The 21,098-nt window shown below is 38.4% G+C and carries 23 protein-coding genes and 1 other RNA gene; 20 read left to right on the top strand and 4 right to left on the bottom strand.

Features of this window, described 5'->3' with window-relative positions; all coding sequences use genetic code 11:
- Positions 1 to 27: 27 nt before the first annotated feature.
- Together KJS44_RS08050 and KJS44_RS08045 are read right to left on the bottom strand one after the other, a co-directional pair.
- A complete protein-coding gene (locus tag KJS44_RS08050) occupies positions 28 to 1,260 on the bottom strand; it encodes an MFS transporter (protein ID WP_008688213.1) in 1,233 nt (410 codons plus the stop codon).
- A gap of 79 nt (positions 1,261 to 1,339) precedes the next feature.
- Positions 1,340 to 1,981 (bottom strand): TetR/AcrR family transcriptional regulator, encoded by a 642-nt coding sequence (locus KJS44_RS08045; protein ID WP_008688215.1) that lies wholly within the window; start codon positions 1,979 to 1,981, stop codon positions 1,340 to 1,342.
- Positions 1,982 to 2,250: 269 nt separating this feature from the next.
- Between KJS44_RS08045 and KJS44_RS08040 the strand changes: the two genes are divergently transcribed.
- The 10 genes from KJS44_RS08040 to nth all read left to right on the top strand — a co-directional run bounded on the left by KJS44_RS08040 (position 2,251) and on the right by nth (position 8,673).
- Positions 2,251 to 2,775, top strand: a complete 525-nt coding sequence (locus KJS44_RS08040; protein ID WP_008688217.1) for a YqeG family HAD IIIA-type phosphatase — start codon at positions 2,251 to 2,253, stop codon at positions 2,773 to 2,775.
- Entirely contained in the window at positions 2,768 to 3,847 is a 1,080-nt protein-coding gene (gene yqeH / locus KJS44_RS08035; protein WP_008688219.1) for a ribosome biogenesis GTPase YqeH, read from the top strand. The genes KJS44_RS08040 and yqeH overlap by 8 nt, the downstream gene beginning before the upstream one ends.
- The gene (gene yhbY / locus KJS44_RS08030) at positions 3,847 to 4,131 is read left to right on the top strand and encodes a ribosome assembly RNA-binding protein YhbY (protein ID WP_008688221.1); all 285 of its coding nucleotides are present in this window, start codon (positions 3,847 to 3,849) and stop codon (positions 4,129 to 4,131) included. Before yqeH ends, yhbY begins: the two co-directional genes overlap by 1 nt.
- A 1-nt stretch (position 4,132) precedes the next feature.
- Positions 4,133 to 5,158, top strand: a complete 1,026-nt coding sequence (gene nadD / locus KJS44_RS08025; RefSeq protein WP_008688223.1) for a nicotinate (nicotinamide) nucleotide adenylyltransferase — start codon at positions 4,133 to 4,135, stop codon at positions 5,156 to 5,158.
- A complete protein-coding gene (gene rsfS, locus KJS44_RS08020) occupies positions 5,155 to 5,493 on the top strand; it encodes a ribosome silencing factor (protein ID WP_008688226.1) in 339 nt (112 codons plus the stop codon). Before nadD ends, rsfS begins: the two co-directional genes overlap by 4 nt.
- Complete coding sequence (locus tag KJS44_RS08015; RefSeq protein WP_008688228.1) at positions 5,490 to 6,194, top strand: class I SAM-dependent DNA methyltransferase; 705 nt, start codon at positions 5,490 to 5,492, stop codon at positions 6,192 to 6,194. Before rsfS ends, KJS44_RS08015 begins: the two co-directional genes overlap by 4 nt.
- A 14-nt stretch (positions 6,195 to 6,208) precedes the next feature.
- Positions 6,209 to 6,886: a 5'-methylthioadenosine/adenosylhomocysteine nucleosidase gene (locus KJS44_RS08010; RefSeq protein WP_008688230.1), complete on the top strand. Its 678-nt coding sequence runs from the start codon at positions 6,209 to 6,211 to the stop codon at positions 6,884 to 6,886.
- A 141-nt stretch (positions 6,887 to 7,027) separates the two neighbouring features.
- The gene (locus tag KJS44_RS08005) at positions 7,028 to 7,483 is read left to right on the top strand and encodes a hypothetical protein (protein WP_008688232.1); all 456 of its coding nucleotides are present in this window, start codon (positions 7,028 to 7,030) and stop codon (positions 7,481 to 7,483) included.
- Between the two features lie 9 nt (positions 7,484 to 7,492).
- Positions 7,493 to 8,026 (top strand): DnaD domain-containing protein, encoded by a 534-nt coding sequence (locus tag KJS44_RS08000; protein WP_008688234.1) that lies wholly within the window; start codon positions 7,493 to 7,495, stop codon positions 8,024 to 8,026.
- Positions 8,026 to 8,673 (top strand): endonuclease III, encoded by a 648-nt coding sequence (nth, locus tag KJS44_RS07995; RefSeq protein WP_008688235.1) that lies wholly within the window; start codon positions 8,026 to 8,028, stop codon positions 8,671 to 8,673. Before KJS44_RS08000 ends, nth begins: the two co-directional genes overlap by 1 nt.
- Positions 8,674 to 8,868: 195 nt before the next feature.
- Here nth and KJS44_RS07990 read toward each other — a convergent pair whose 3' ends face one another.
- Both KJS44_RS07990 and recU read right to left on the bottom strand, forming a co-directional pair.
- Positions 8,869 to 11,571 carry a transglycosylase domain-containing protein gene (locus KJS44_RS07990; protein ID WP_008688236.1) on the bottom strand — a complete coding sequence of 901 codons (2,703 nt, stop codon included), beginning with the start codon at positions 11,569 to 11,571 and terminating at the stop codon, positions 8,869 to 8,871.
- Positions 11,561 to 12,094 carry a Holliday junction resolvase RecU gene (gene recU / locus KJS44_RS07985; protein WP_008688237.1) on the bottom strand — a complete coding sequence of 178 codons (534 nt, stop codon included), beginning with the start codon at positions 12,092 to 12,094 and terminating at the stop codon, positions 11,561 to 11,563. The genes KJS44_RS07990 and recU overlap by 11 nt, the downstream gene beginning before the upstream one ends.
- A 432-nt stretch (positions 12,095 to 12,526) precedes the next feature.
- Here recU and KJS44_RS07980 point away from each other — a divergent pair, with 432 nt between their 5' ends.
- From KJS44_RS07980 to miaB, 10 genes are all read left to right on the top strand, one after another.
- A complete protein-coding gene (locus KJS44_RS07980; protein ID WP_008688238.1) occupies positions 12,527 to 12,853 on the top strand; it encodes a DivIVA domain-containing protein in 327 nt (108 codons plus the stop codon).
- Positions 12,854 to 12,859: 6 nt separating this feature from the next.
- An RNA gene (gene rnpB / locus KJS44_RS07975) (RNase P RNA component class B) lies at positions 12,860 to 13,201 on the top strand.
- Between the two features lie 200 nt (positions 13,202 to 13,401).
- The gene (locus tag KJS44_RS07970; protein WP_008688239.1) at positions 13,402 to 14,340 is read left to right on the top strand and encodes a helix-turn-helix domain-containing protein; all 939 of its coding nucleotides are present in this window, start codon (positions 13,402 to 13,404) and stop codon (positions 14,338 to 14,340) included.
- Positions 14,324 to 14,914, top strand: coding sequence for a CDP-diacylglycerol--glycerol-3-phosphate 3-phosphatidyltransferase (gene pgsA, locus KJS44_RS07965; RefSeq protein WP_008688240.1), 591 nt, complete (start codon positions 14,324 to 14,326; stop codon positions 14,912 to 14,914). Before KJS44_RS07970 ends, pgsA begins: the two co-directional genes overlap by 17 nt.
- Positions 14,915 to 15,391 carry a CinA family protein gene (locus tag KJS44_RS07960; protein ID WP_008688241.1) on the top strand — a complete coding sequence of 159 codons (477 nt, stop codon included), beginning with the start codon at positions 14,915 to 14,917 and terminating at the stop codon, positions 15,389 to 15,391.
- Between the two features lie 16 nt (positions 15,392 to 15,407).
- The gene (recA, locus tag KJS44_RS07955) at positions 15,408 to 16,439 is read left to right on the top strand and encodes a recombinase RecA (RefSeq protein WP_008688242.1); all 1,032 of its coding nucleotides are present in this window, start codon (positions 15,408 to 15,410) and stop codon (positions 16,437 to 16,439) included.
- 202 nt (positions 16,440 to 16,641) lie between these two features.
- Positions 16,642 to 18,198 (top strand): ribonuclease Y, encoded by a 1,557-nt coding sequence (gene rny, locus KJS44_RS07950; RefSeq protein WP_008688243.1) that lies wholly within the window; start codon positions 16,642 to 16,644, stop codon positions 18,196 to 18,198.
- Positions 18,199 to 18,203: 5 nt separating this feature from the next.
- On the top strand, positions 18,204 to 18,989 hold the full coding sequence (locus KJS44_RS07945; protein WP_008688244.1) for a TIGR00282 family metallophosphoesterase: 786 nt from the start codon (positions 18,204 to 18,206) through the stop codon (positions 18,987 to 18,989).
- 282 nt (positions 18,990 to 19,271) lie between these two features.
- Entirely contained in the window at positions 19,272 to 19,445 is a 174-nt protein-coding gene (locus tag KJS44_RS07940; RefSeq protein WP_008688245.1) for a 4Fe-4S binding protein, read from the top strand.
- A gap of 86 nt (positions 19,446 to 19,531) precedes the next feature.
- On the top strand, positions 19,532 to 20,971 hold the full coding sequence (gene miaB, locus KJS44_RS07935; protein ID WP_008688247.1) for a tRNA (N6-isopentenyl adenosine(37)-C2)-methylthiotransferase MiaB: 1,440 nt from the start codon (positions 19,532 to 19,534) through the stop codon (positions 20,969 to 20,971).
- Positions 20,972 to 21,098: the final 127 nt, after the last annotated feature.

The following is a 21,098-nucleotide window of genomic DNA, read 5'->3' as shown; positions in this document are numbered from 1 at the left end:
CATAGGAAGCATGGCATACAAGAAAAGCTATTCTATTACTTTTAATATTGAGCGACAGCGTAAACTGATGCCAATGGATATGAAGGCAGCGACCATAAAAATCAGATACGGCAGCGCATCCAATACATCAAATAAGACACCATAGACAGCTTGTCCTAACGGATAGGTACACATAACGATCATCGTAACAAAGGAACTGACTTTTCCTAGCATCTCGTTTGGTGTGTTGTGTTGTAAATAGGTTTGTGCATAGATGTTGAAAATAGCAGCAAAAGCCATACATAAAATACTGGCAGCGAATACGATAGCATAACTTACATAAACACTGTTTAAAAACATTATGGCTAGACCGATAGGGAAAAGAAATAAGCTAGCAAGCATGAGAAAGATATACGAATGAGCCAGCTGAAAACGTTTTTGAAAGATAGGTAGTAACATAGCGCCAATGATGCTGCCAATACCGATACCTGCCTGTAACCAGCCAAAGTAAACGGGATCTAAAGCTAGTGTGATATTTGAAATGACCGGCAAACCGACACTCATTAAAGATGATAAAATGAAATTTAACAGGGCAAGGATCATCAATAACTTAAATAATGTTGGACGATCACGATAGACGAATTGCATACCTGCTTTCAGATCTTGCCAGGTGGATTTTAGAAATGTATCTTTTCGTTTTTGAGGCACAAACGGAATCTGCATGATGCATTCCAATAGGGAAGAAAATAAGAAGCAAGCAGCAGAAATAATCAATAAAGTAGCAAAGGGAAGCAGGCTGAATAAAACACCACCTAAGATGGGGCCTAACAAAGTGGCTAACGCATTTACTTGTACGGTAATCCCATTCGCTTGCATCAATTTTTCTTCATCGACCAATAAGGGAATGCTAGCTTGTACAGCAGGTTGATAGAAGGATTGAATAATTGATAATATGATCATTGTGATGGCAACAAGGGCTAAGGAAGATGCTTGTGTGATTAAATACGTGAAACTAAGCAGTAAAAAACCGGTAAAGCAATCTAGTAAGATCATGATATGACGACGACTCATACGATCTGCTAAGACACCGCCAACCGGGGATAAGAGAATGGTAGGAATCATGGAAATAGCTAAGATCGTGGCAAATGCACTTGCTGAACCGGTGGTATCTAATACATAAAGGGATAAGGAAAAGCGAAGCATGGCATTGCCGAATAATGAGATGATCTGGCCGATGACAAGCAAAGTGAAATTTTTGTTCCATACATAATGTTTCTTCATACAAGAGTTCTCCTTTTTATAATACCGAACGACGGTATGTATGTTGGTTAAAAGATAGCTGCCATTTTAGGCAGCAATATTAGGCGAGTACAGCTTTCAAATATTCTAAGAAATTTTGTTCCAGTTCATCATTGATAATAGGAATTCCCATTTCTTCCATCAATTTGCGTAAATACGTAACTTTATTCTTGATATGCTGTTCATCATAAGGTTCTAAAGGAGTTACTAACCAGAAATTGATTAACAACAGATACACTTGACTGGCACATAGGGGATCTTGTGCTTGAATACTACCATCTTTGATACCTTCTTCAATTAAGGTAGCACCAAAAGCAGCAGCTTCACATAGTGTTTCCCGTAAACTCATGACCATAAACTTTGGATTAGAATAGGCATCCATCATGACAGGATCAAGTGAACGTTTACGTGGATCCTTTAGCTGAGCCTTAAAAATCATACGTAGTTTTTCCAGTCCATTCATATCGCTGAATGAAGATACATAAGCTCTTAATCCGTCAATGGAGGAATAGGATTGATTTCCCAATGCCTCAATGATATCATCCTTTGATTTGAAATGATGATAAATAGCACCTTTTGACATTCCTAAAGCATCTACAATATCTTGAATGGTTGTTTTCTCATAGCCTTTTTCGCCAAATAATTTAAGACTGACATCCAGAATTTTTTGAACGGTTTGTTCTGGATGTTTATTTCTAGCCATAACCACACCTCACTAACATACATACGTTTGGTATGTATAGAGTGTAACACTCTTTTTTGAAAAAGAAAAGAAAATAAACGGATAAAAGATTGTGATGAAAGTGCAACTCCTTTTTCTTCACATCATGAATAACTGTATTTGGAAATCGGCAGATAGCCATTCATAATATGGTAAAAAAGCCATTTGCATTGATTTTTACATGTTTTTTCTACCCAGACAACAAGGAAATATGGTAAGATATATACTGTGAATTCAAAGGAGTGCATGGAATGCTGAAACTGTTTACCCCGAATTATTATATCCATCGTTATACGGCACTGCGACCTGCGTTTTTAAAAGAGCAAGGCATTCAGCTGTTGATTTGCGATATTGATAATACACTTGTCCCTCATGATGTAGCTGTACCGGATGATGAAGCAATCGCTTTTTTGAAATCCATTCAGGATGCAGGTATTCAAATTGTTTTTATATCCAATAATGTAGAAGAACGTGTTGCCACCTTTGCGAAAGGATTAAATATTCCTTTTTATCCATTTGCTATGAAGCCGTTGCCTAAAACCTACCGAAAAATGTTAAAAGATTTTCATGTGAAGCGAGATGTGGTGGCAGTTTTAGGTGATCAGCTGATGACGGATATCTTAGGTGCCAATGTTATGCGGTTTTATACGATTTTGACGGCACAAGTCGTTGAACGTGATCTTTCTTTCACTAAGGTGAATCGCGTGTTTGAAAATATTGTGTTTTCCTTATTGAAAGTAACAGGAAAACTGGTGAAAGGAGAATATGATGAGTAAGATTTGTAAAGGCTGTGGCGTTGTTATGCAAAGTGAAGATAAAACAAAACTTGGTTATACACCAAAACCAGAGGCAGACTATTGTCAAAGGTGTTTTCGTATTCGTCATTACGATGATGTTGTCATCTCTATGAAACAAGGAATTAATTCGGATGAGGTGCTGGCACGTATAGCGATGATGGATGCACTTGTTGTTTGGGTCGTTGATCTGTTTGATTTTGAGGCAAATATGGTCAGTGGGTTAAATCGACATCTGCTGCATAAAGACATCTTAATGGTGGCAACTAAAAGAGATCTGCTGCCGGCAACCATGTCGGATCAAAAATTAGGCGATTTTTTGTTACAGCGTTTAAAAGAACTTTCTATTCAGGTTAAGGGAATTGTCATTTGCGGAGATTTGATGAAACATCCAAGACGTGATGAAAATAATTCCATTGATGAGATTGCATATGCCATTGAACATTATCGCAATGAACGTGATGTTGTGGTGATGGGAATGGCAAATGCAGGAAAAAGTACAATGTTAAATGCCTTATGTGAGAAAGGGGATCTGACGACTTCTCGTCATCCGGGTACAACCTTGGATTTTAATGAAATCAACATGGATGGCTATACCTTATATGATACTCCGGGATTAACAAGAATGGATTCTTTATTGACACATGTAGATGATAAGCTATTGAAGACAATGATTCCACTAAAACCATTAAAACCGAGAGGATATCAATTGTATCAAGACCAGACTATATCCTTAGCAGGTTTTGTACGCTTGGATTTGCTAGGTGGTCACAAGGTGAGCTGTGTAGCATACTTTGCGCCTGATCTTCCTTTACATCGCAGCAAACAGGAAAAGGCTGATCAGTTATGGCAACAACATCTCGGTGAATTATTGGCGCCTGCCATTGATGAGAGCATAAAGGAGATGCAGATGTTTGAAATGCATCCAAAAGGTGAAAAAGTTGATGTAGTGATTCATGGCTTAGGCTGGTTTTGTGTAAGTGGAGATGTGAAAACGATTCGTGTATATGTTAGTAAATATGCAAATGTAACATTTAGAAAGGCGATGATATAATGTTAACAAGTAAAGATAAAAAAACACTGCGCTCAATTGCGCAAACGAGAAAGGCGTTATTTCAGATAGGAAAAGATGGAGTGACGCTCAATATGATTAAAACAATTTCCGATTCTTTAGAAGCCCATGAATTGGTAAAAGTTTCATTATTAAAAACATGTCCTCTTTCCGTACAAGAGGCAGCTTTAGATATTGCCGGGGGAACGCGTAGTGAAGTTGTACAAACGATAGGACGTACTGTTATTTTCTATCGACGCAGCAAAGAGAATAAGCTGGGGTTATAATATGCGTATTGCTTTGCTGGGAGGAAGTTTTGATCCGATACACGAGGGCCATTTGCGAATTGCGAAAACCGCTTTAGCAAAACTTCCAATTGATGAGGTTTGGTTTTTACCTTGTAAAGATGCGCCATTAAAAAAGGGACAACAAGTAGCTTTCCATCATCGATGTGCCATGGTGAAGTTGGCGATAGCTCCATATCGTAAAATGAAACTTTGTACATTAGAAGGAGAGCTAGATGGTGTTTCCTATACGATACGTACGATAAAGGAACTAAAAAAACGTTTTCCTCATGACACTTTTTCTTTTTTGATTGGTGATGATCAGGCAGCGCAATTTGATAAATGGAAAGATAGTGCGCAATTGAAACAAGAAGCATGCTTTTATGTGTTTTCACGTCATGAAGACGGTCAGTTGCCGACGGGGATGAAACGTGTTCCAATGCAACTGATTTCGGTTTCTAGTACAGAAATTAGAAATGGTGAAAAGAAATGGGCTTTACCTAAGACAGTAAGGCGTTATATCGGAAGCAATGGGCTATATGTAATAAATTGGGTGAAAGCAAGTATGTCGGAAAAGCGTTTCCAGCATTCGGTATCGGTCGCTGAAGTTTGTGTCAGACTAGCACATGCACATCACTTAGACGAACATGTCGCATGGTGTATGGGTATTGCACACGATATTTGTAAACAAATGCCTTTTGAAAAGGCAAAGATCTGGATGATTCATCATATGCCATCTCATTTGCAAGAAAATAGTGCGATTTGGCATGGCTATATTGGCGCTGATTATACAAAACGCTTTTTATATATGGAGGATAAACGTATCATCTCTGCTATTTATCATCATGTCTTAGGAGATGGCGCTTCGCCATATGCAATTATTTTATATGTGGCAGATAAGCTGGATCCAGCGCGAGGCTATGATTCCAGTGAACAACTGTTATTGTGTGAAAAAAGCTTGTCATTGGGATTGGCAAGAGTAAAACAGGAACAGCAGGAATATTTGCGAAAAAAAGGAGTAATTTCATGAAGGAATTAATAAAAGTCGTACAAAAAGCCATAGATGAAAAAAAGGGAGAACACCCTGTTATATTTGAATATCATACATTAAACCCGTTCATTGATTATGTGGTGATTTGCAGTGCTCCAAGTTTACGCCAGGTTTATGCGATTGCAGATAATGTGGCAGATCGTGTAAAGGAACATGGTTATACTGTACGCAGCATGGAAGGCGATAAGGATTCCAGTTGGGTGTTGGTTGATTTAGACAGTATTGTCGTACATGTATTTCAAACAGAAGAAAGAGCGCACTTTCAGTTAGAAAAATTATATGCGGATTTGCCTAGTGAGGACTTTTCCTTATGATGTATGGAACATTGGCACAATTTTATGATGCTTTAGTTAAAGATGAAGAAGCTACGCAAGCATGGGTATCGTTAATCGAAGAATATGTAAACGGTAAGGAAGTGCTAGAACTCGCTTGCGGCAGTGGAGAAATTACGATAGCACTTGCGAAGGATGGTTACCATGTTACTGGAACGGATATCAGCGCAGAGATGCTGCAGGCAGCCAAAAAGAAAAAAGATCATGATCTAGTAGACTGGAAAGTGATGGATATGTGTGATTTTCAGGTTGATGTAAGTTATGATGGTATTTTATGTTTATGCGATTCTTTTAATTATTTATTAAAAAAAGAACAAGTGCAAAAATTGTTCACTCAAGTTAAATCGCATTTAACGAAAGATGGTGTCTTTATTATGGATATGCATTCAATGGATCGATTGTTAGAGTTTGCGGAAGAATATAATGAAGCTGGAAGAATTGATCATCATGAATATCAATGGACGATTCAGACAATCGAAGACTGTATCTATCAGAATTTTGCTTTTTATGATGAAGCTGGCAGGGTAAGTCTGGAACAACATATCCAGCGTGTTTATGATCCTATGTGGGTGAAAGAACAGCTAGAAGCTCTTGATTTTGATGTAAAAATCATTACTGATTTTACATTTGATGGTATCCAAGAAGGTGAAAAATTGTTTTATATTTGTAAAAGGAAATCATAAAGGGAGGGAATAACATGATTGGTATTATCGCAGCAATGGAGAAAGAGATGGATGCTATAACATCTTTATTGACAAATAAGGAAGAATATAAGGTATCCGGTATTGCAATGGTAAAAGGCAGTATCAAAGGGAAAAATGTCATTGTAATGAAGAGTGGCGTTGGCAAGGGGAATGCCGCGATGGCGACAACGATTCTGTTTGAAAATTTTGTTATTACGGCAGTGATAAATATTGGTACGGCAGGTGGCTTAAAAAAGGAACAGCAGGTGTTGGATGCTGTCTTGTCGACACGCGTCGTACAACACGATTTTGATACTAGCATCATTGATGGAAATGATGGATTAGGGTTGTATTATGATGCTGATGCGAAATTAATCGATGTATGTGATCAGGTGTTAACATCTATGGGAGTACGTGTGTTTCGTGGCTTAGTGGCCAGTGGAGATCAATTTATTGCTGAAGATGAAAAACGTGAACGTATAGAAACTTTATTTCCGGATGCCATCTGTGCAGAAATGGAAGCCGGAGCGATTGCCCAAGTATGTTCTCATTATCACGTACCTTTTGTTGTCTTGCGCTCTTTAAGCGATGTAGCACATAAAGAAGATTCACAAATGGATTTCTTAACATACGCAGAACATGCTGCAAAACGCAGTGCCACCTTATGTCAAGAATTCATGGAATTTATGTAATAGACATCCAATCAAGGATGTTTTTTTATAGAAAGGGGCATCGCTTTGTTAAGAAGTGCTGCTCAAGCAAGGTATTTCTTGCGTATAAAGAAAGACAAATGCAAAAAAATCATGTATAATGAGGTACGTTAGGAGGTCGCTATGAAAATAAATGGAAAATCAGTAGCTGTTACATGTGGACTGCTGTTTATGGCATTGATTGTCATTTTTATCGAAATCGCTATTTTTATTAGTGGGCCTGCGCGTAAATTTGAAGATAAGGTAGATCATCAGATTGCCAAAATCAAAGAATCTTATGCGCGAATAGAGGATGTACAGCGCCATGTCTTTCATTATGTTGTCTACATAGGAGAAGATAGCGATATGTATGTCTGGTTTAATGAAAAAGGTAAAGCCATTGCCAGTCGCAAGAAAACAAGTTATCAAAAGGCGGCTGTAAACGCTCTTATAGAAAAAAACTATCAAGGTAAGGTTAGTAAGGTATCACTTGGCTATGGGTATAAAAATCCTGTTTATGTAGTGAATTTTGATAAAGGTGAAGTATTATTGGATTATGATACATTAGATGAAGTCTATTATCTGAAGAAAGGAGAATAGCATACAGTTATGGATTGGTGGAAAGAAAAGTTTATCAACCGCCGTGATTACATGCTAGATCATTTAGATGAATTAACGATGACTAGCGATGAGACCTTATTGATCATGTTAATTGATTTTTTAAATCAACACCAAATTCCGGTCACTCACGGTATTTTGGCAAAAAAGATGAAAAAGGATAGTGGCGAAATTGATGATTTATTATCCCAGCTTAGTGCAAAAGGATATGTGCAGCTGACATTTCAAAATGGGAAGATTTTATTTGAAATTGATGGTGTTTTTGCCGGCGCTAAGGAAAAAACGATGAATTTTGATGCTTCTTTATTTGATCTATTTGAAACAGAGTTTGCTCGACCATTATCACATATGGAATTGCAACGGCTGGCAGATTGGTTAAATGTATATGAGCAGAAATTAATTGGTTATGCCTTACGAGAAGCGTTGACTTATGAGCATCTGAGTTTTGATTATATCGAGCGTATTTTGGTAGAGTGGAAAAAGCGTGGATTGCGTCCGGAAGATTATGAGGAGGGGAAACGATAATGACAACAGATGAAATTTTAGATATATTAGAATTACGTTTTCCTAATGCACATTGTGAATTGGTGCATCAAAATCCCTTTGAATTATTAGTAGCCGTAGTTTTATCTGCGCAAACTACAGATGCTGCGGTTAATAAGATAACGCCTGCTTTATTTGAGGCATTTCCAACTCCGAAAGCATTAGCTTCGGCAAATAGTAAAGAAGTCGAAGCTAAAATTCGCCGCATTGGATTATATCGCAATAAAGCACGCTCTATTCAGGCTTTAAGTGCTTCTTTGGTAGAACATTTTGACGGACAAGTACCACAGAGCATGAAGGAGTTGACTTCTTTAGCCGGAGTAGGTCGTAAAACAGCAAATGTAGTACGCAGTGTTTGTTTTGATATTCCAGCAATTGCAGTGGATACACATGTAGAACGTATCGCTAAGCGATTAGGGCTGGCGAAAGTAGGGGATAGTGTTGAAGTAGTAGAACAAAAATTAAAACGTAAAATCAAAAGAGAGCGATGGAATCGTGCACATCATTTATTTATCTTCTTTGGTCGATACCAATGCACTGCAAGAAATCCTCAGTGTGATCAATGTCCCTTTGCCTCGTTTTGCAAAAAAGACAAGTTGGAAGCATATCGCAGTCAGAAAAAAAGCTGACTGTTTTTTTATAATATACTTTTTCTTATTATAGAAGAGACGATAGTAAAGCGTGGTTGACATAAGAAAAGGTCATAGTAAAAACGGATAGATATCAGAATTCTGTCAAATAAGAAAGCCTTTTGATGTGCGTATTAATTAATAGACGATAATAAAAGAGATTCTTCAAGCAAAGAATCTCTTCTGTGTAATATGCTAATCACCAAATGTATTGCTAGTTGGCCTGCCATTTTCTTTATTGCCAGTTCCACTCGCAGTATCACCTTTATTGGTGTTATCATTTTTATCCGTATTAGCATTATTATTGGTATTATCATTTGGCTTTTGATTGTTATTATTAGGCGGCGTTACTTCTTGTACTGGATGAGCTTTACAAGCTTCAATAGCAGCTTGGATATCTTGAACGGCTTGATTGATTTCTGCCTGTGTCACACCGCTTGATGTTAATAAAGCATTTGCTGCATTGATTCGACTATTTAATGCTTGCACATAAGCACTTTGATATTTTGTAGTATCGGTATATGCAGCAGCATTTTGAATAGCAGATGTTAGGGAAGTTGTTGTTACGGCAACTTCTTTTTCTTTCAAGCCACGTATTGCATTTTCTAAGGCTTGTTTTGCTCTATTTACTTCGTCTTCTGTGACGTCTTCTTTATTTAACAACGCATTTGCTTGTTTTAGAGCTTCTTGCAATGCAGCCCATGTTTCCGGTGTATAATCGCTTTGTTTATATTTACTAGCATCACTGATAGGTGATTTTAATGCATCACTAGCTTTTTTCACATTGGCTACGGTTTCAGGATTGTTTTTTGCAGCATCCTTTAGGAACTCTGTTTTGATGAGACCTCCACCATAAGAGCTGATACCACCGGGATTTTGAATCCTTGTCGCATTGGAACTTAAGGAATCTAAAATATAACGATTGATCTTACCAGGTATATTCATATTTTGTACAGCTTCGGATAAATAGGTGTAGCCGTTGACACGTGAATCGAAGCCGTTCCATGAAGCAATCGTATAATCGCTTGTGTAATTGACCATCCAACCGTCATGGGCATTACCACCGACTTCATCAGCATAATCATCCCAGTCAGAAGTTCCGGTTTTTCCATAAACCGGATATCCAGCACCATTGAAGGCTTGGCTCATATAGTTATATCCGCTATATTTGCCTGTGATAGCTTTGTTTAACAAATCACTTGTCATATAAGCAGCCTGCGGGGACATAGCCTGTGTCGTCTTAGCGTTGTTCTCATAAGTTTTACTGCCATCTTTATATACAACCTTTGTGATCATATGCGGTTCTATATATTTTCCACCGTTTGCTAAGGTAGCAAATGCGGCTGCCATTTGAGTAGGGGTTGCTTCAAAATTAGCACCACCAATGGCATACAGTAAATCGAATTTTTCAGCAACCTTATCATCAAAACCTAGTTTTTTCATATACTCTCGCATATAATCGTTGCCAACCGCATTTGTCACGGCTTGCATAGCTTCCAGAGCAGGGATGTTTAAGGATTGCGCTAACGCACGTTCTAATGAAACTTTTCCATGATATTTGTTATCGTAATTACTCTTTGTATCTCCATAAATTTGGATAGGTTTATCTTCTACGATTCGTGATGTCGCCCAGCCGATTTGATCAAAAGCCTGTGCGTATGCCAATAATGGTTTTGATGTTGATCCTGGCTGATGCTTTTCTTTTGTCGCACGATCTTTATACGTACTGGAAGTAGGATCATCAAAGCCAGTACCAATAGCAATGATCGTACCTTTACGATTATCGATAACGCTTGCAGCTATTTGGAAATATTTATTTTCCGGCATACCGATAACTTTCTTTTCCTGAATATCATTGAGACGATCTTGGGTGGAAGTGTCCAGAGCAGTATAAATTTTCATTGGTGTTGTTGCTGGGTCTTCACCTGTCAGCTCTCTAGCCTCTGTAATCGCAGCTTGCGCGTATGCGAGGTAAGGATTATCCTTGGCCTTTGATTCTCCTTTTAATTGGAATGCCAGTTTTGTTGCTTTAGCTAATTTATATTCGCTTTCACTGATATAGCCATGACTCAACATTAAGGAAAGGGTTTCGTTGCGGCGTTTGGTAGCATAAGCATAATAGTTTTGTTTCGTTTTGGAATCATAGCCTTGATATGGGTTATACAATGCAGGTGCATTGACCACGCCGGCTAAAAAGGCACTTTCGCTCAGATTCAGCTGCTCTACGTTTTTGCCAAAATAATATTGCGCTCCTTTTTGAATACCGCGGGCGCTAGCACCAAAGTTAATTTTATTCAAATAGTTTGTTAAGATTTCTTCCTTGCTCATTTTAGAATCAAGGCGAAGACTTAAATAAATTTCCTGAATCTTCATTTCAATTTTATCTTTTTGTGTTAGCTTAATGCCTTCACTATCTGCCTTTTCTTCCTTAGGCTTATTAATAAAGTTATCAATCGTCTGCATGGTCAAGGTAGAACCACCCTGTGCCAAGGATCCGGAACGTAAATTGTTGAACGCACTGGAAATAAAGCGAGGAAGATCAAAACCGTTATGTTTAAAATAACGGGAATCCTCAATAGCCAAAAAGGCATCAATGGTAACTTGTGGAATTTGTTCATATTCAACAATTTCACGGCTTTCTGCACCGAGCTCATAAATGACTTTGCCATCAGCACTGTATAATGTGCTTGGCTCTACATTAATGATTTTTTCTTCCAATTTTCGCTCATCTTCACTGACCTTACCAATGATTTGGCTTAGCAGGAAGAATCCGGTCACGCCTCCTAATAATACACAACATAAGAAGACGATGATGATACCATTCACGACGTTACGAACGGTAGCTTTCTTTTTCTTTCCTGTTGGATTGGAATTTTTTTTCGTAGTATCATTTGCCATACGAGTTTTCCTCCTTGAAATATAAGGCATCTACATTATCTAAATAACGCAGCCGTGGGGATAATCCTTCCTTGATATAAGAACCGAGCTGTTTTACTTGTTCATAAGGAATGGACTTACGTTCACTATTTTCATAGCGTTCGATTATTACGCCAGCGTCAATCAGATAAGTCTCATCATAAAAAGTGAATCGGATGATGAAGAATCCAATACCTCCATGAAATAAGACCTTTTTCAGATGATGAATCTGATGGGGATGTATGCTTTTAAAGGGAAAGGATGTTTTTGATTTGGTTTCTTTCGCTTCAAAGTCAATTGCTTTTCCCCGATACACGCCATTATAATCAGTCGTGCTAGGGGTCTTATAATAGGCCTCTGTTATTTTGGCGGCACAGCGGGCAGGATAATCGACCTTAACCACCTGAATCGGTGTTGGCTTCTTATGAATCAAGGCGCGATCACATGCACGATAATAGGCGTTGCTGTCATTGATGTCTTCCTCTAATGACATTCCACGACCCATATGATTATCCACAGCTGTTTGACTCACCTTGTTTTTTTTATTGGGGTATCCTATCACATGTATCACCAGTTTATATTATATCATAAGGTTTTCATGATTGCGATAAATAACCGTAAGAATTCATGGTATTCTAATGATAAAAAGCATGAATTTGATGAATATTGTGCTGAGAATACACGATTCTGAAAGTTTTCTTAACATTTGAGCAGGTTTTTTATTAAGCAGAAAAGGTCGTCGATTTAAAGCTTTCTAATAAAAATTTTTATATATTTTACTGCAATAACTTTAGAAGTACTACCAAAAAATCGATCATCTTACTCATAATATAATAAGGATATCTTATGAAAAAGATACTGCAAAGGATAGGAAAGCAAAAAAATATCTTGCAATTTTAATGGTTTTTTGAGAAACTATAACAGGAAGGTGAGTGCAATGGAAAAAAGGTTTAAACTGAGTGTGGAAGATGTATTAAACAAACAGTTCAATGTGGATTTTAAAGGATATTCTTCTCGTGAGGTCGATGAATTTTTAGATCTTGTGATTCATGACTATCAAGAATATGACCACATGATTGAAAATCTTGGCAATCATCTTCAAGAGTATGAACGTCATATCGCCACCCTAAAAGCGAAAATCGTAGAATTAGAAGGAAAACAGGAAGTGGAAGCTATAAAAGCTGAACTGAGCGGAGATAACATCGATATTCTGAAACGATTAACACGTTTAGAAAATGCGGTATTTCGGAAAGAAAAAGAATAATCGGCAGCGTTGCGGCAGTCGCTGGTCATTTGACTAGAGGAAAGTCCATGCTCGCACGATCTGTGATGATCGTAGTGTTTGTGCTGGATGAAACAATAAATCCAGGCAGTGTAATTACTGACGGCTGAAGGAAACCTAAGGGAAACTATGGTGTACTTCTTTAAAAGTGCCACAGAGACGAGCTTTTATGGAAACATAAAAGATGGAACGGGTAAACCCCGCAAGCGAGAAACCCAAATTTGGTAGGGGAACCTGCTGGAGGTGAAGTGAAATCATCCGGTGGGGCGTTTGAAAAAACGCAGATAAATGACTGCCACTCCATTGGAGTACAGAACATGGCTTATGCAATGAAACCGTAGAGCAGGAGTAATCCTGCTTTTTCAATGTAAAAATGACGCGAAATTGTGGAAATGCTGTGAGATTTTCAAAAATGTTCATAATAATTTTACAATTTAGTTTTTGCTTGTTATAATAATAAGGACTATAAAAACGGGACATACTGAAGATATCGAAGAATGTCGTTCAGGTACTATAAAAGAGGTGTGCAAATGGAAAAAATAGGAAACATGTTAAAGGAAAAACGTATCGAACTCGGTATGAGTGTCGAAGATATAAGTGAAAAAACCAGACTTACAACAAAGCACATCAAAGCCTTAGAAGAAGGAGATATTTCTTTTTTTCATGAGGACCTGAGTTATTTACGCTTTTTTGTGAAATCGTATTGTGATGCGGTCGGTATTGATTTTGAAGATATGAAAGATGAATTGCGTGAAAGCATTGACGATTATACCATGACATCTGTACAAAGCGCACAGCTTTCTCATGAAGAAATTGAACATAATATCGCTAAGAGTGAGAAGCTTACGAAAGTGCAGACCGCAGATGTGAAAATGCCACGCCAAAAGCGCAGAAGAGCGAAACCAGATGTTTCTTTAATTTCGCTTGTGGCAATTATTGGTGTTGTGGTCATCGTATTGATGTTTGCTTTTGTGATTTTCATGCAGACAGATAGTGGCAAGGATAACAAACCGACAAACAATATGCCAATTGCCGGTGAAAATGATAAAGAAGCCTATCCTAGCGATGACGAGAAACTAAAAGAAGAACAGAAAGAAGAAGTCAAAGAATTAGAAATCGTCAAAAATGATGTGACCGATTATACAATCAACAATGTCAAAGAAGGCGAGAAATTAAAAGTGGAAACGAAATTTAACGGCAGCAATTCTGGTTATAGTGTTACGGTTGATGAAAAAGATATTCGTGAAAATAAGATATTTAATGTGGGGCAGACAGCTACAAGTGAAATTGAAGTGAAAAAAGGCACGAAGATTTCTATCTATATCGGTTGTATGGTGCAAACTGATATAAAAATTAATGGAAAGGTCGTAAAGACGGATAGCAGTATAAATCCAAGCACATATCCTGGATATTGTCCTAGCAATACGTTGACGTTTACGGTAGGTGAAGTAAATGAATCTGCCAAATAAATTATCTTTGTTTCGTGTCGTTTTAGTACCAATCATCGCTATTCTATATTTGTTTTGTGATTTGGGTATGGCATTCCAAGTGAATGTACAGGATGCTATGGTGACAGTGCAATGGAGCGATATCGTGGTGCTGATTTTATTTGCGATTGCTTCTTTTACTGATTTTTTGGATGGAAATATTGCACGCAAACGAAATCTGGTTACCTCTTTTGGTAAATTTGTTGATCCGATTGCTGATAAGCTTTTAGTAAATACGATGCTGATTTTATTTGCTGTTGGCAATAGAGTGCCAATCATCGCGGTGATCATTATGATTTGGCGTGATACGATCGTGGATGGCTTGCGAATGTCAGCAAGTGCAAAAGGCAAAGTGGTGGCAGCGGGCATGCCAGGGAAAATTAAAACGGTACTGCAAATGTTTGCTATTATTTTTGTCATGCTGTATGATTTACCATTTGCTTATTTAGGTATTCCGATGGATCAAATTTTTATTTGGGGAGCAACAATAGCTTCCGTGTATAGTGGAATTGTTTATTTTATGAAGTTGAAAGATGTTGTCATGGAGACGATGTAGATGGAACAGGTAACAACAGCAGCATCTTTCGTGGCTTTGCTGAAAGAAAAAAAACTGACAATTGGCAGCTGTGAAAGTTTTACAGCGGGTGCCTTTTGTGCAGCAATAGCAGATGTTGCAGGAGCAAGTGCCGTTTTAAAAGGTGGATTAGTCACATATGCCACACAAGAAAAAATAGCATTGGCACATGTTGATGCAAAAATCATCGAAACATATGGTGTTGTCAGTGAAGAATGTGCAATTGCAATGGCGCGAAGCGCACGTGCTGTATTGGATGTTGATCTATGTATCTCCTTTACGGGAAATGCCGGACCGGATGCCTGGGAAGGCAAACCGGCAGGTTTAGTGTATTGTGCAATAGCAGATATCCAACATGTACAAGTATTTGCATTACATTCTAAATTGACACGCAATGAATTGCGGGCGTATGCTGTACAATTTATGATGGAAAAAGCAGTCGCATTCCTCAGTGAATGAGAAAGGGAAAAGTAGCATGAGTGAAAAGAAAGATAAGAAAACAGAGACAAAAGCAGAAGATAAAAAAGATACCTTATTAAGTGATGCAATTAAGGCCATAGAAAAGCAATATGGAAAAGGCAGCATCATGAAATTAGGAGATCGTGCTGCGGTAGAAATTGATGCTATCAGCAGTGGTTCCATCAAAATAGATGAGGCTTTAGGTATTGGTGGATATCCCAAAGGTCGTATCATTGAAATCTACGGTCCGGAATCAAGTGGTAAAACGACATTGGCATTGCACGCGATTGCTGAAGTACAGAAAAAAGGCGGGCGTGCTGCCTTTATTGATGCAGAAAATGCGATTGATCCTGTATATGCGCAAAAACTTGGGGTCAATATTGATGAGTTGATCTTATCACAGCCAGATAGTGGAGAACAGGCGCTGGATATTACCGAAATGTTAGTAAAAAGCGGTGCTATTGATTTGGTTGTCGTGGATTCGGTTGCCGCCTTGGTACCACAGGCTGAATTGGATGGTGAGATGGGTGATTCACAAGTAGGATTACAGGCTCGTTTGATGTCAAAAGCGATGCGTAAATTAAGTGGTGTCATGAATCGCAGCGAATGTACGGCAATTTTCATTAATCAACTGCGCGAAAAAGTTGGAGTTGTTTATGGCAATCCTGAAACCACACCTGGTGGTCGTGCTTTAAAATTTTATTCCAGTGTGCGTTTGGATATTCGACGCAGTGAGGCAATTAAAAATGGAACTGAAATTATTGGAAATAAAGTAAATGTAAAAATTGTGAAAAATAAGGTAGCGCCACCTTTTAAAACGGCTGCTATTGAAATCATGTATGGCGAAGGCATCTCTTATATCGCGGAGTTATTAGATTTATGTGTGGATCATGATATTGTTATGAAAAGTGGTGCTTGGTTTTCTTACAATGGTGAGAAAATCGGCCAGGGGAAAGAAGCTGCAAAAAATACGATCAAGTCTAATCCAGAACTGTTAGAAGAGTTAAAAACAAAGCTCATGGAGAAAACAGCAGCTGAAAAAGCTTAAAAAGCTTTAAGGATCGTTTAGTTTACCTATCAAAAAAGAAGGACAGGATTGCCCTTCTTTTACTTTTTGATGGAACGGCTTTCAATTTTTGATTCTAATTTTCCAAAAACTGCGGTTTTTAGTTGAGAAAAATGTGAAATTTATGTACAATATATGTTAGAGAATAAAATTCTCATTACATGACGAATGGAGGAATAGTGTTATGGAAAATAATGCACTGCTCATCTTTTTGTCTGCGTTGATAGGTCTTGCCGTTGGAATTATCGTTATGATAGTGGTATCTAAGGCAGGTTTAAATAAAGATCAGCAAAAGGCCAACCTGCTGCTGAAGGAAGCGGAAGCAAAAGCCGACGCAACCGTCAAGCAGGCAGTATTGGATGGTCGTACACAAGCGCATGAATTGAAACTTGCGGCAGAAAAAGAGATAAAAGAACGCAAGCAGGAGGTTACCGATATGGAAAATAAACTCCTGCGCAGAGAAGACAATCTGAATTTCCGCGATGAAACATTGACAAGCAAAGAAAAACAGATTGATCTGAAAAGTGCTCAATTAGCTGACAAAATGGCAATGCTAGATAAAAAAGACAAAGAGTTACAGGCAAAGATTGATGTACAGGTAGAGGAATTGGAACGTGTAGCGGCCATGTCTACCAGTGAGGCAAAAGAAGAATTATTTGCAATCACCGAAAAACGTATGGAAAAAGAGTTGGTTGCCTACATCAAAGAAAAAGAAGAAGAGGCCAAAGCAACTGCAGATGAAAAGGCGCGCAATATCGTTGCACAAAGCATTCAGCGCTTATCGCAGGATGAGGCCGTTGATCGCACCGTTTCCGTTGTTGCTTTACCAAGTGAAGAAATGAAAGGTAGAATCATCGGACGCGAAGGGCGTAATATCAAAGCCATTGAACAGGCGACTGGTGTTGATTTGATTATTGATGATACGCCAGAGACGATTACTGTTTCTTGTTTTGATCCAATTCGCCGCGAAGTTGCAAGATTGGCATTGGAACATTTAATCAAAGATGGCCGCATTCAGCCGGGCCGTATTGAAGAAGTTGTCAATAAAATCAAGAAAGAAATGGATACCAACATCATGAAGACTGGTGAAGATACCGTCTTTAAATTGGGTATCGGTCGTATTGACCGTGAAATCATTAAGATGATTGGTCGTTTAAAGTACCGTTATTCTTATGGACAAAATGCATTACAACATAGTATGGAAGTTGCTCATCTGGCCGGTATGATGGCAGCTGAACTTGGTTTAAATCAGCAGCTGGCTAAACGAGCAGGCTTGCTTCATGATATAGGAAAGGCTATGGATTTTGAGGTTGAGGGTAGTCATATTGAATTAGGCTACAAATTCTGTAAGAAACATGGTGAACGCGATGTGGTATTGAATGCGATTCAGTCACATCATGGAGAAGTTGAACCGAAATTTCTCATAAGCAATTTGGTTATAGCTGCTGATACGATTAGTGCAGCGCGTCCAGGTGCTCGCTATGAAGCGTTACAGAATTATATCAACCGTCTGGAAGAGCTTGAAAAGATTACAAAATCATTTGATGGTGTGGATAGTTCTTATGCGATCCAGGCAGGACGTGAAGTTCGTGTCATGGTCGTACCGGATAAGGTGGATGATTTGGCTTGTCATAAACTTGCCCGTGACATCAAGGACAAGATTGAGGCGGAACTGACATATCCAGGACAGATCAAGGTTACGGTCATTCGTGAAACAAGATCTTGTGAGCTGGCTAAATAAAAAATATGAAAGTCTTATTTATAGGAGATATCGTAGGAGCTGCCGGAAGGGAAACTGTTAGCCGGCAGCTTCCTCTTTTGAAACAGCAGTATGCCATCGACTTGGTAATTGCAAATGGTGAAAATGCTGCTCATGGGAAAGGTATTACCCGCCGCATTTATAACCAACTGCTGGCCTGTGGGATTGATGTCATCACCATGGGAAACCATACATTTTCTAAAAATGATATTTATCAGTTTATTGATGAAGCTGAGCGTATGGTACGCCCTGCCAATATGGAACCTTTAGAATATGGGGAACATACCGTTGTGATTAAGGTACAGGGGAAACGGGTTGCCATCACGAATTTAAGTGGTGAAGTTTGGATGAATAATGTAATAGATTCGCCGTTTTATTGCATGGAAGATATTCTTCAAGAAGTGGAAGCAGACATTTATCTGGTTGATCTTCATGCTGAGGCAACGAGCGAGAAAATCGCTTTTACGTATTGCTTTGCGGATCGCTTAAGCGCTGTAGTTGGCACACATACGCACGTACAAACTGCAGATGAACGAATCGTGTATGGGTGTGCGGCTATTACGGATTTGGGGATGTGCGGTGCGTATACCAGTGTTTTAGGACGTGATGTGAATGAAATAGTAACGCGTTTTACAACACAAGAGAAGACCAAATTCAAAATTGCTGAAGGTGAAGGGATTTTCTGTGGTGCTTTAGTGGATATCGATGATACAACGAATCGTGCAATAGGTATCGAACGCATTCAAATACGTCCAGAACATGTTGAATGTTAATTGCTTAAAATAGGAAGAAAGACAATGGAAAACCATTGAATGTTCTTCCTTTTTTTAACTTTGATTGCTTTCATCTTTCTAACAGGTAAATGTTTAAAGCCTTATTTAGGGGAAACTTTATGATGATCGGATATGTACAAGAAAAGATTTCTCAAAGGGTTGTTCATAGTTTTGTGAAAGACGTAACAAGTGCGTCTTCACAAAAGTATTTTTGGCTTTAAATGCTTGCATGTCCTTGGAGATATTGGTATAATAGGAATGGTTGTAAAGGAGGAATAAAGAATGCCAGTAAATGTAAATGCTGATACTTGCATCGGTTGTGGTGCTTGTGTAGGAGTTTGCCCAGTTGGAGCTTTATCCATGAACGCTGATTCTAAATCAGAATGCGATGAAGGAACTTGTATTGACTGCGGATCTTGTATTTCCGCTTGTCCAGTAGAAGCAATCTCTCAGTAAACCAAGTAGAAATGCTTGGTTTTTTTAAGTCAAGATCATCCACTTAGGATGTTTATTATATTAGAAAAAAGAAAGCAGGGAAGTAAATGAAAACACAGCCAGGATGGGCGTTGCCTAATTTGCATGAGGCCCAAAAACGTACACAGAAAGAAGTCACGATTGAAAAAAGCTTGTTTCAAATACCTAGTGAAGTTAGAACACTGGGACAGGGAAAGAAATACTATCTAAGAACTTATGGATGTCAGGCGAATGAACGCGATTCTGAAACCTTGGCAGGTATTTTAGAAGAATTGATGTTTACACCGGTAGAACACCCTGAACAGGCTGATTTGATTTTGTTAAACACATGTGCTATTCGTAAAAATGCTGAGGATAAGGTGTTGGGCGAGATCGGTTCTTTAAAGCGTTTGAAACGAAGCAATCCAGATTTGATTTTTGGTTTGTGTGGTTGTATGGCACAAGAAGAAGATGTCGTACAAGTGTTATTAGAAAAATATCGCCATGTCAATCTTATTTTTGGAACACATAACCTTCATCGTTTACCAGAACTTTTGTATGAGGTGATGGTTGGGCATAAGCGTAGTGTCGAGGTGTTGTCAAAAGAAGGCGATGTCATTGAAAATCTTCCGGTAAGACGTTTTGGCAAACATAAGGCTTGGGTCAATATTATGTATGGATGTGATAAATTTTGTACATATTGCATCGTCCCTTATACTAGAGGAAAAGAACGTTCCCGAGCTATGGAAGATGTATTGCAAGAAATACGTCAGTTAAAACAAGATGGCTATAAAGAAATTACCTTGCTGGGGCAGAATGTTAATTCTTATGGAAAAGATTTGCATATCGAAGGTGGTTTTGCGAAATTGTTGGAGGAAACGGCGAAAATTGGCATAGAACGTATTCGTTTTACAACAAGCCATCCATGGGATTTTAGTGATGAGATGATTGATGTGATTGCACGTTATGACAATATTATGCCATTTATACATCTGCCGGTACAAAGTGGTGATGATGAAATTCTGAAGATTATGGGGCGTCGTTATACAAACGCACAATATCTCACCTTATTCCATAAGATCAAAGAACGTATGCCAGAGTGTGCAATCTCTACAGATATCATTGTGGGTTTTCCTAATGAAAGCGAAGGACAGTTCCAACATACGTTAGATCTAGTGAAAGAATGTCAGTTCGATAATGCTTTTACCTTTATTTATTCTCCACGAGAAGGAACACCGGCTGCACGTATGGCGGATAGTGTATCTTTGGAAGTCAAACAGCGTCGCTTGGCGGAACTTAATGCTTGTTGGAATCAGTATGCTCACGTTAAAAATGAGGCATATCTCGGTAAAGTAGTCAAGGTATTGGTGGATGGCGCCAGCAAGAAAAAGGCGAATGTATGGAGTGGCTATACAGAAACCAATAAGCTTGTAAATTTTACTGGTGAGCATGTGACTGCTGGGGATATCGTAAAAGTGAAAATCACAGCATGTAAGACATTTTCTTTAGATGGTGAACAAATTCTATAAAAAGTGAGCAATCACTTTTTTTATGGTTTCGTTTATGGTTTTTGCGATAAAAAGCAATTCCCTTGTCTTTTTTTTGATGTTTAGTGGTATAATATCATTAGTTTATCATGGAATTTCGAGTTCATTC

It is taken from the genome of Longicatena caecimuris (genome assembly GCF_018406465.1).
GTDB lineage: Bacteria > Bacillota_I > Bacilli_A > Erysipelotrichales > Erysipelotrichaceae > Longicatena > Longicatena caecimuris.
The sequence above is the reverse complement of the archived record's forward strand: the minus strand, read 5'-3'. Positions and strand labels throughout refer to the sequence as shown.

Coding starts and splice junctions, on each gene's coding strand:
- KJS44_RS07940 (WP_008688245.1), top strand. CDS start 19,272: ATGCCAGTAAATGTAAATGCTGATACTTGCATCGGTTGTGGTGCTTGT.
- recA (WP_008688242.1), top strand. CDS start 15,408: ATGAGTGAAAAGAAAGATAAGAAAACAGAGACAAAAGCAGAAGATAAA.
- KJS44_RS08040 (WP_008688217.1), top strand. CDS start 2,251: ATGCTGAAACTGTTTACCCCGAATTATTATATCCATCGTTATACGGCA.
- KJS44_RS07960 (WP_008688241.1), top strand. CDS start 14,915: ATGGAACAGGTAACAACAGCAGCATCTTTCGTGGCTTTGCTGAAAGAA.
- yhbY (WP_008688221.1), top strand. CDS start 3,847: ATGTTAACAAGTAAAGATAAAAAAACACTGCGCTCAATTGCGCAAACG.
- miaB (WP_008688247.1), top strand. CDS start 19,532: ATGAAAACACAGCCAGGATGGGCGTTGCCTAATTTGCATGAGGCCCAA.
- nth (WP_008688235.1), top strand. CDS start 8,026: ATGACAACAGATGAAATTTTAGATATATTAGAATTACGTTTTCCTAAT.
- KJS44_RS08000 (WP_008688234.1), top strand. CDS start 7,493: ATGGATTGGTGGAAAGAAAAGTTTATCAACCGCCGTGATTACATGCTA.
- KJS44_RS08050 (WP_008688213.1), bottom strand. CDS start 1,260: ATGAAGAAACATTATGTATGGAACAAAAATTTCACTTTGCTTGTCATC.
- KJS44_RS08010 (WP_008688230.1), top strand. CDS start 6,209: ATGATTGGTATTATCGCAGCAATGGAGAAAGAGATGGATGCTATAACA.
- rsfS (WP_008688226.1), top strand. CDS start 5,155: ATGAAGGAATTAATAAAAGTCGTACAAAAAGCCATAGATGAAAAAAAG.
- recU (WP_008688237.1), bottom strand. CDS start 12,094: ATGGGTCGTGGAATGTCATTAGAGGAAGACATCAATGACAGCAACGCC.
- KJS44_RS07990 (WP_008688236.1), bottom strand. CDS start 11,571: ATGGCAAATGATACTACGAAAAAAAATTCCAATCCAACAGGAAAGAAA.
- KJS44_RS07970 (WP_008688239.1), top strand. CDS start 13,402: ATGGAAAAAATAGGAAACATGTTAAAGGAAAAACGTATCGAACTCGGT.
- nadD (WP_008688223.1), top strand. CDS start 4,133: ATGCGTATTGCTTTGCTGGGAGGAAGTTTTGATCCGATACACGAGGGC.
- pgsA (WP_008688240.1), top strand. CDS start 14,324: ATGAATCTGCCAAATAAATTATCTTTGTTTCGTGTCGTTTTAGTACCA.
- yqeH (WP_008688219.1), top strand. CDS start 2,768: ATGAGTAAGATTTGTAAAGGCTGTGGCGTTGTTATGCAAAGTGAAGAT.
- KJS44_RS08045 (WP_008688215.1), bottom strand. CDS start 1,981: ATGGCTAGAAATAAACATCCAGAACAAACCGTTCAAAAAATTCTGGAT.
- KJS44_RS08005 (WP_008688232.1), top strand. CDS start 7,028: ATGAAAATAAATGGAAAATCAGTAGCTGTTACATGTGGACTGCTGTTT.
- rny (WP_008688243.1), top strand. CDS start 16,642: ATGGAAAATAATGCACTGCTCATCTTTTTGTCTGCGTTGATAGGTCTT.
- KJS44_RS07980 (WP_008688238.1), top strand. CDS start 12,527: ATGGAAAAAAGGTTTAAACTGAGTGTGGAAGATGTATTAAACAAACAG.
- KJS44_RS08015 (WP_008688228.1), top strand. CDS start 5,490: ATGATGTATGGAACATTGGCACAATTTTATGATGCTTTAGTTAAAGAT.
- KJS44_RS07945 (WP_008688244.1), top strand. CDS start 18,204: ATGAAAGTCTTATTTATAGGAGATATCGTAGGAGCTGCCGGAAGGGAA.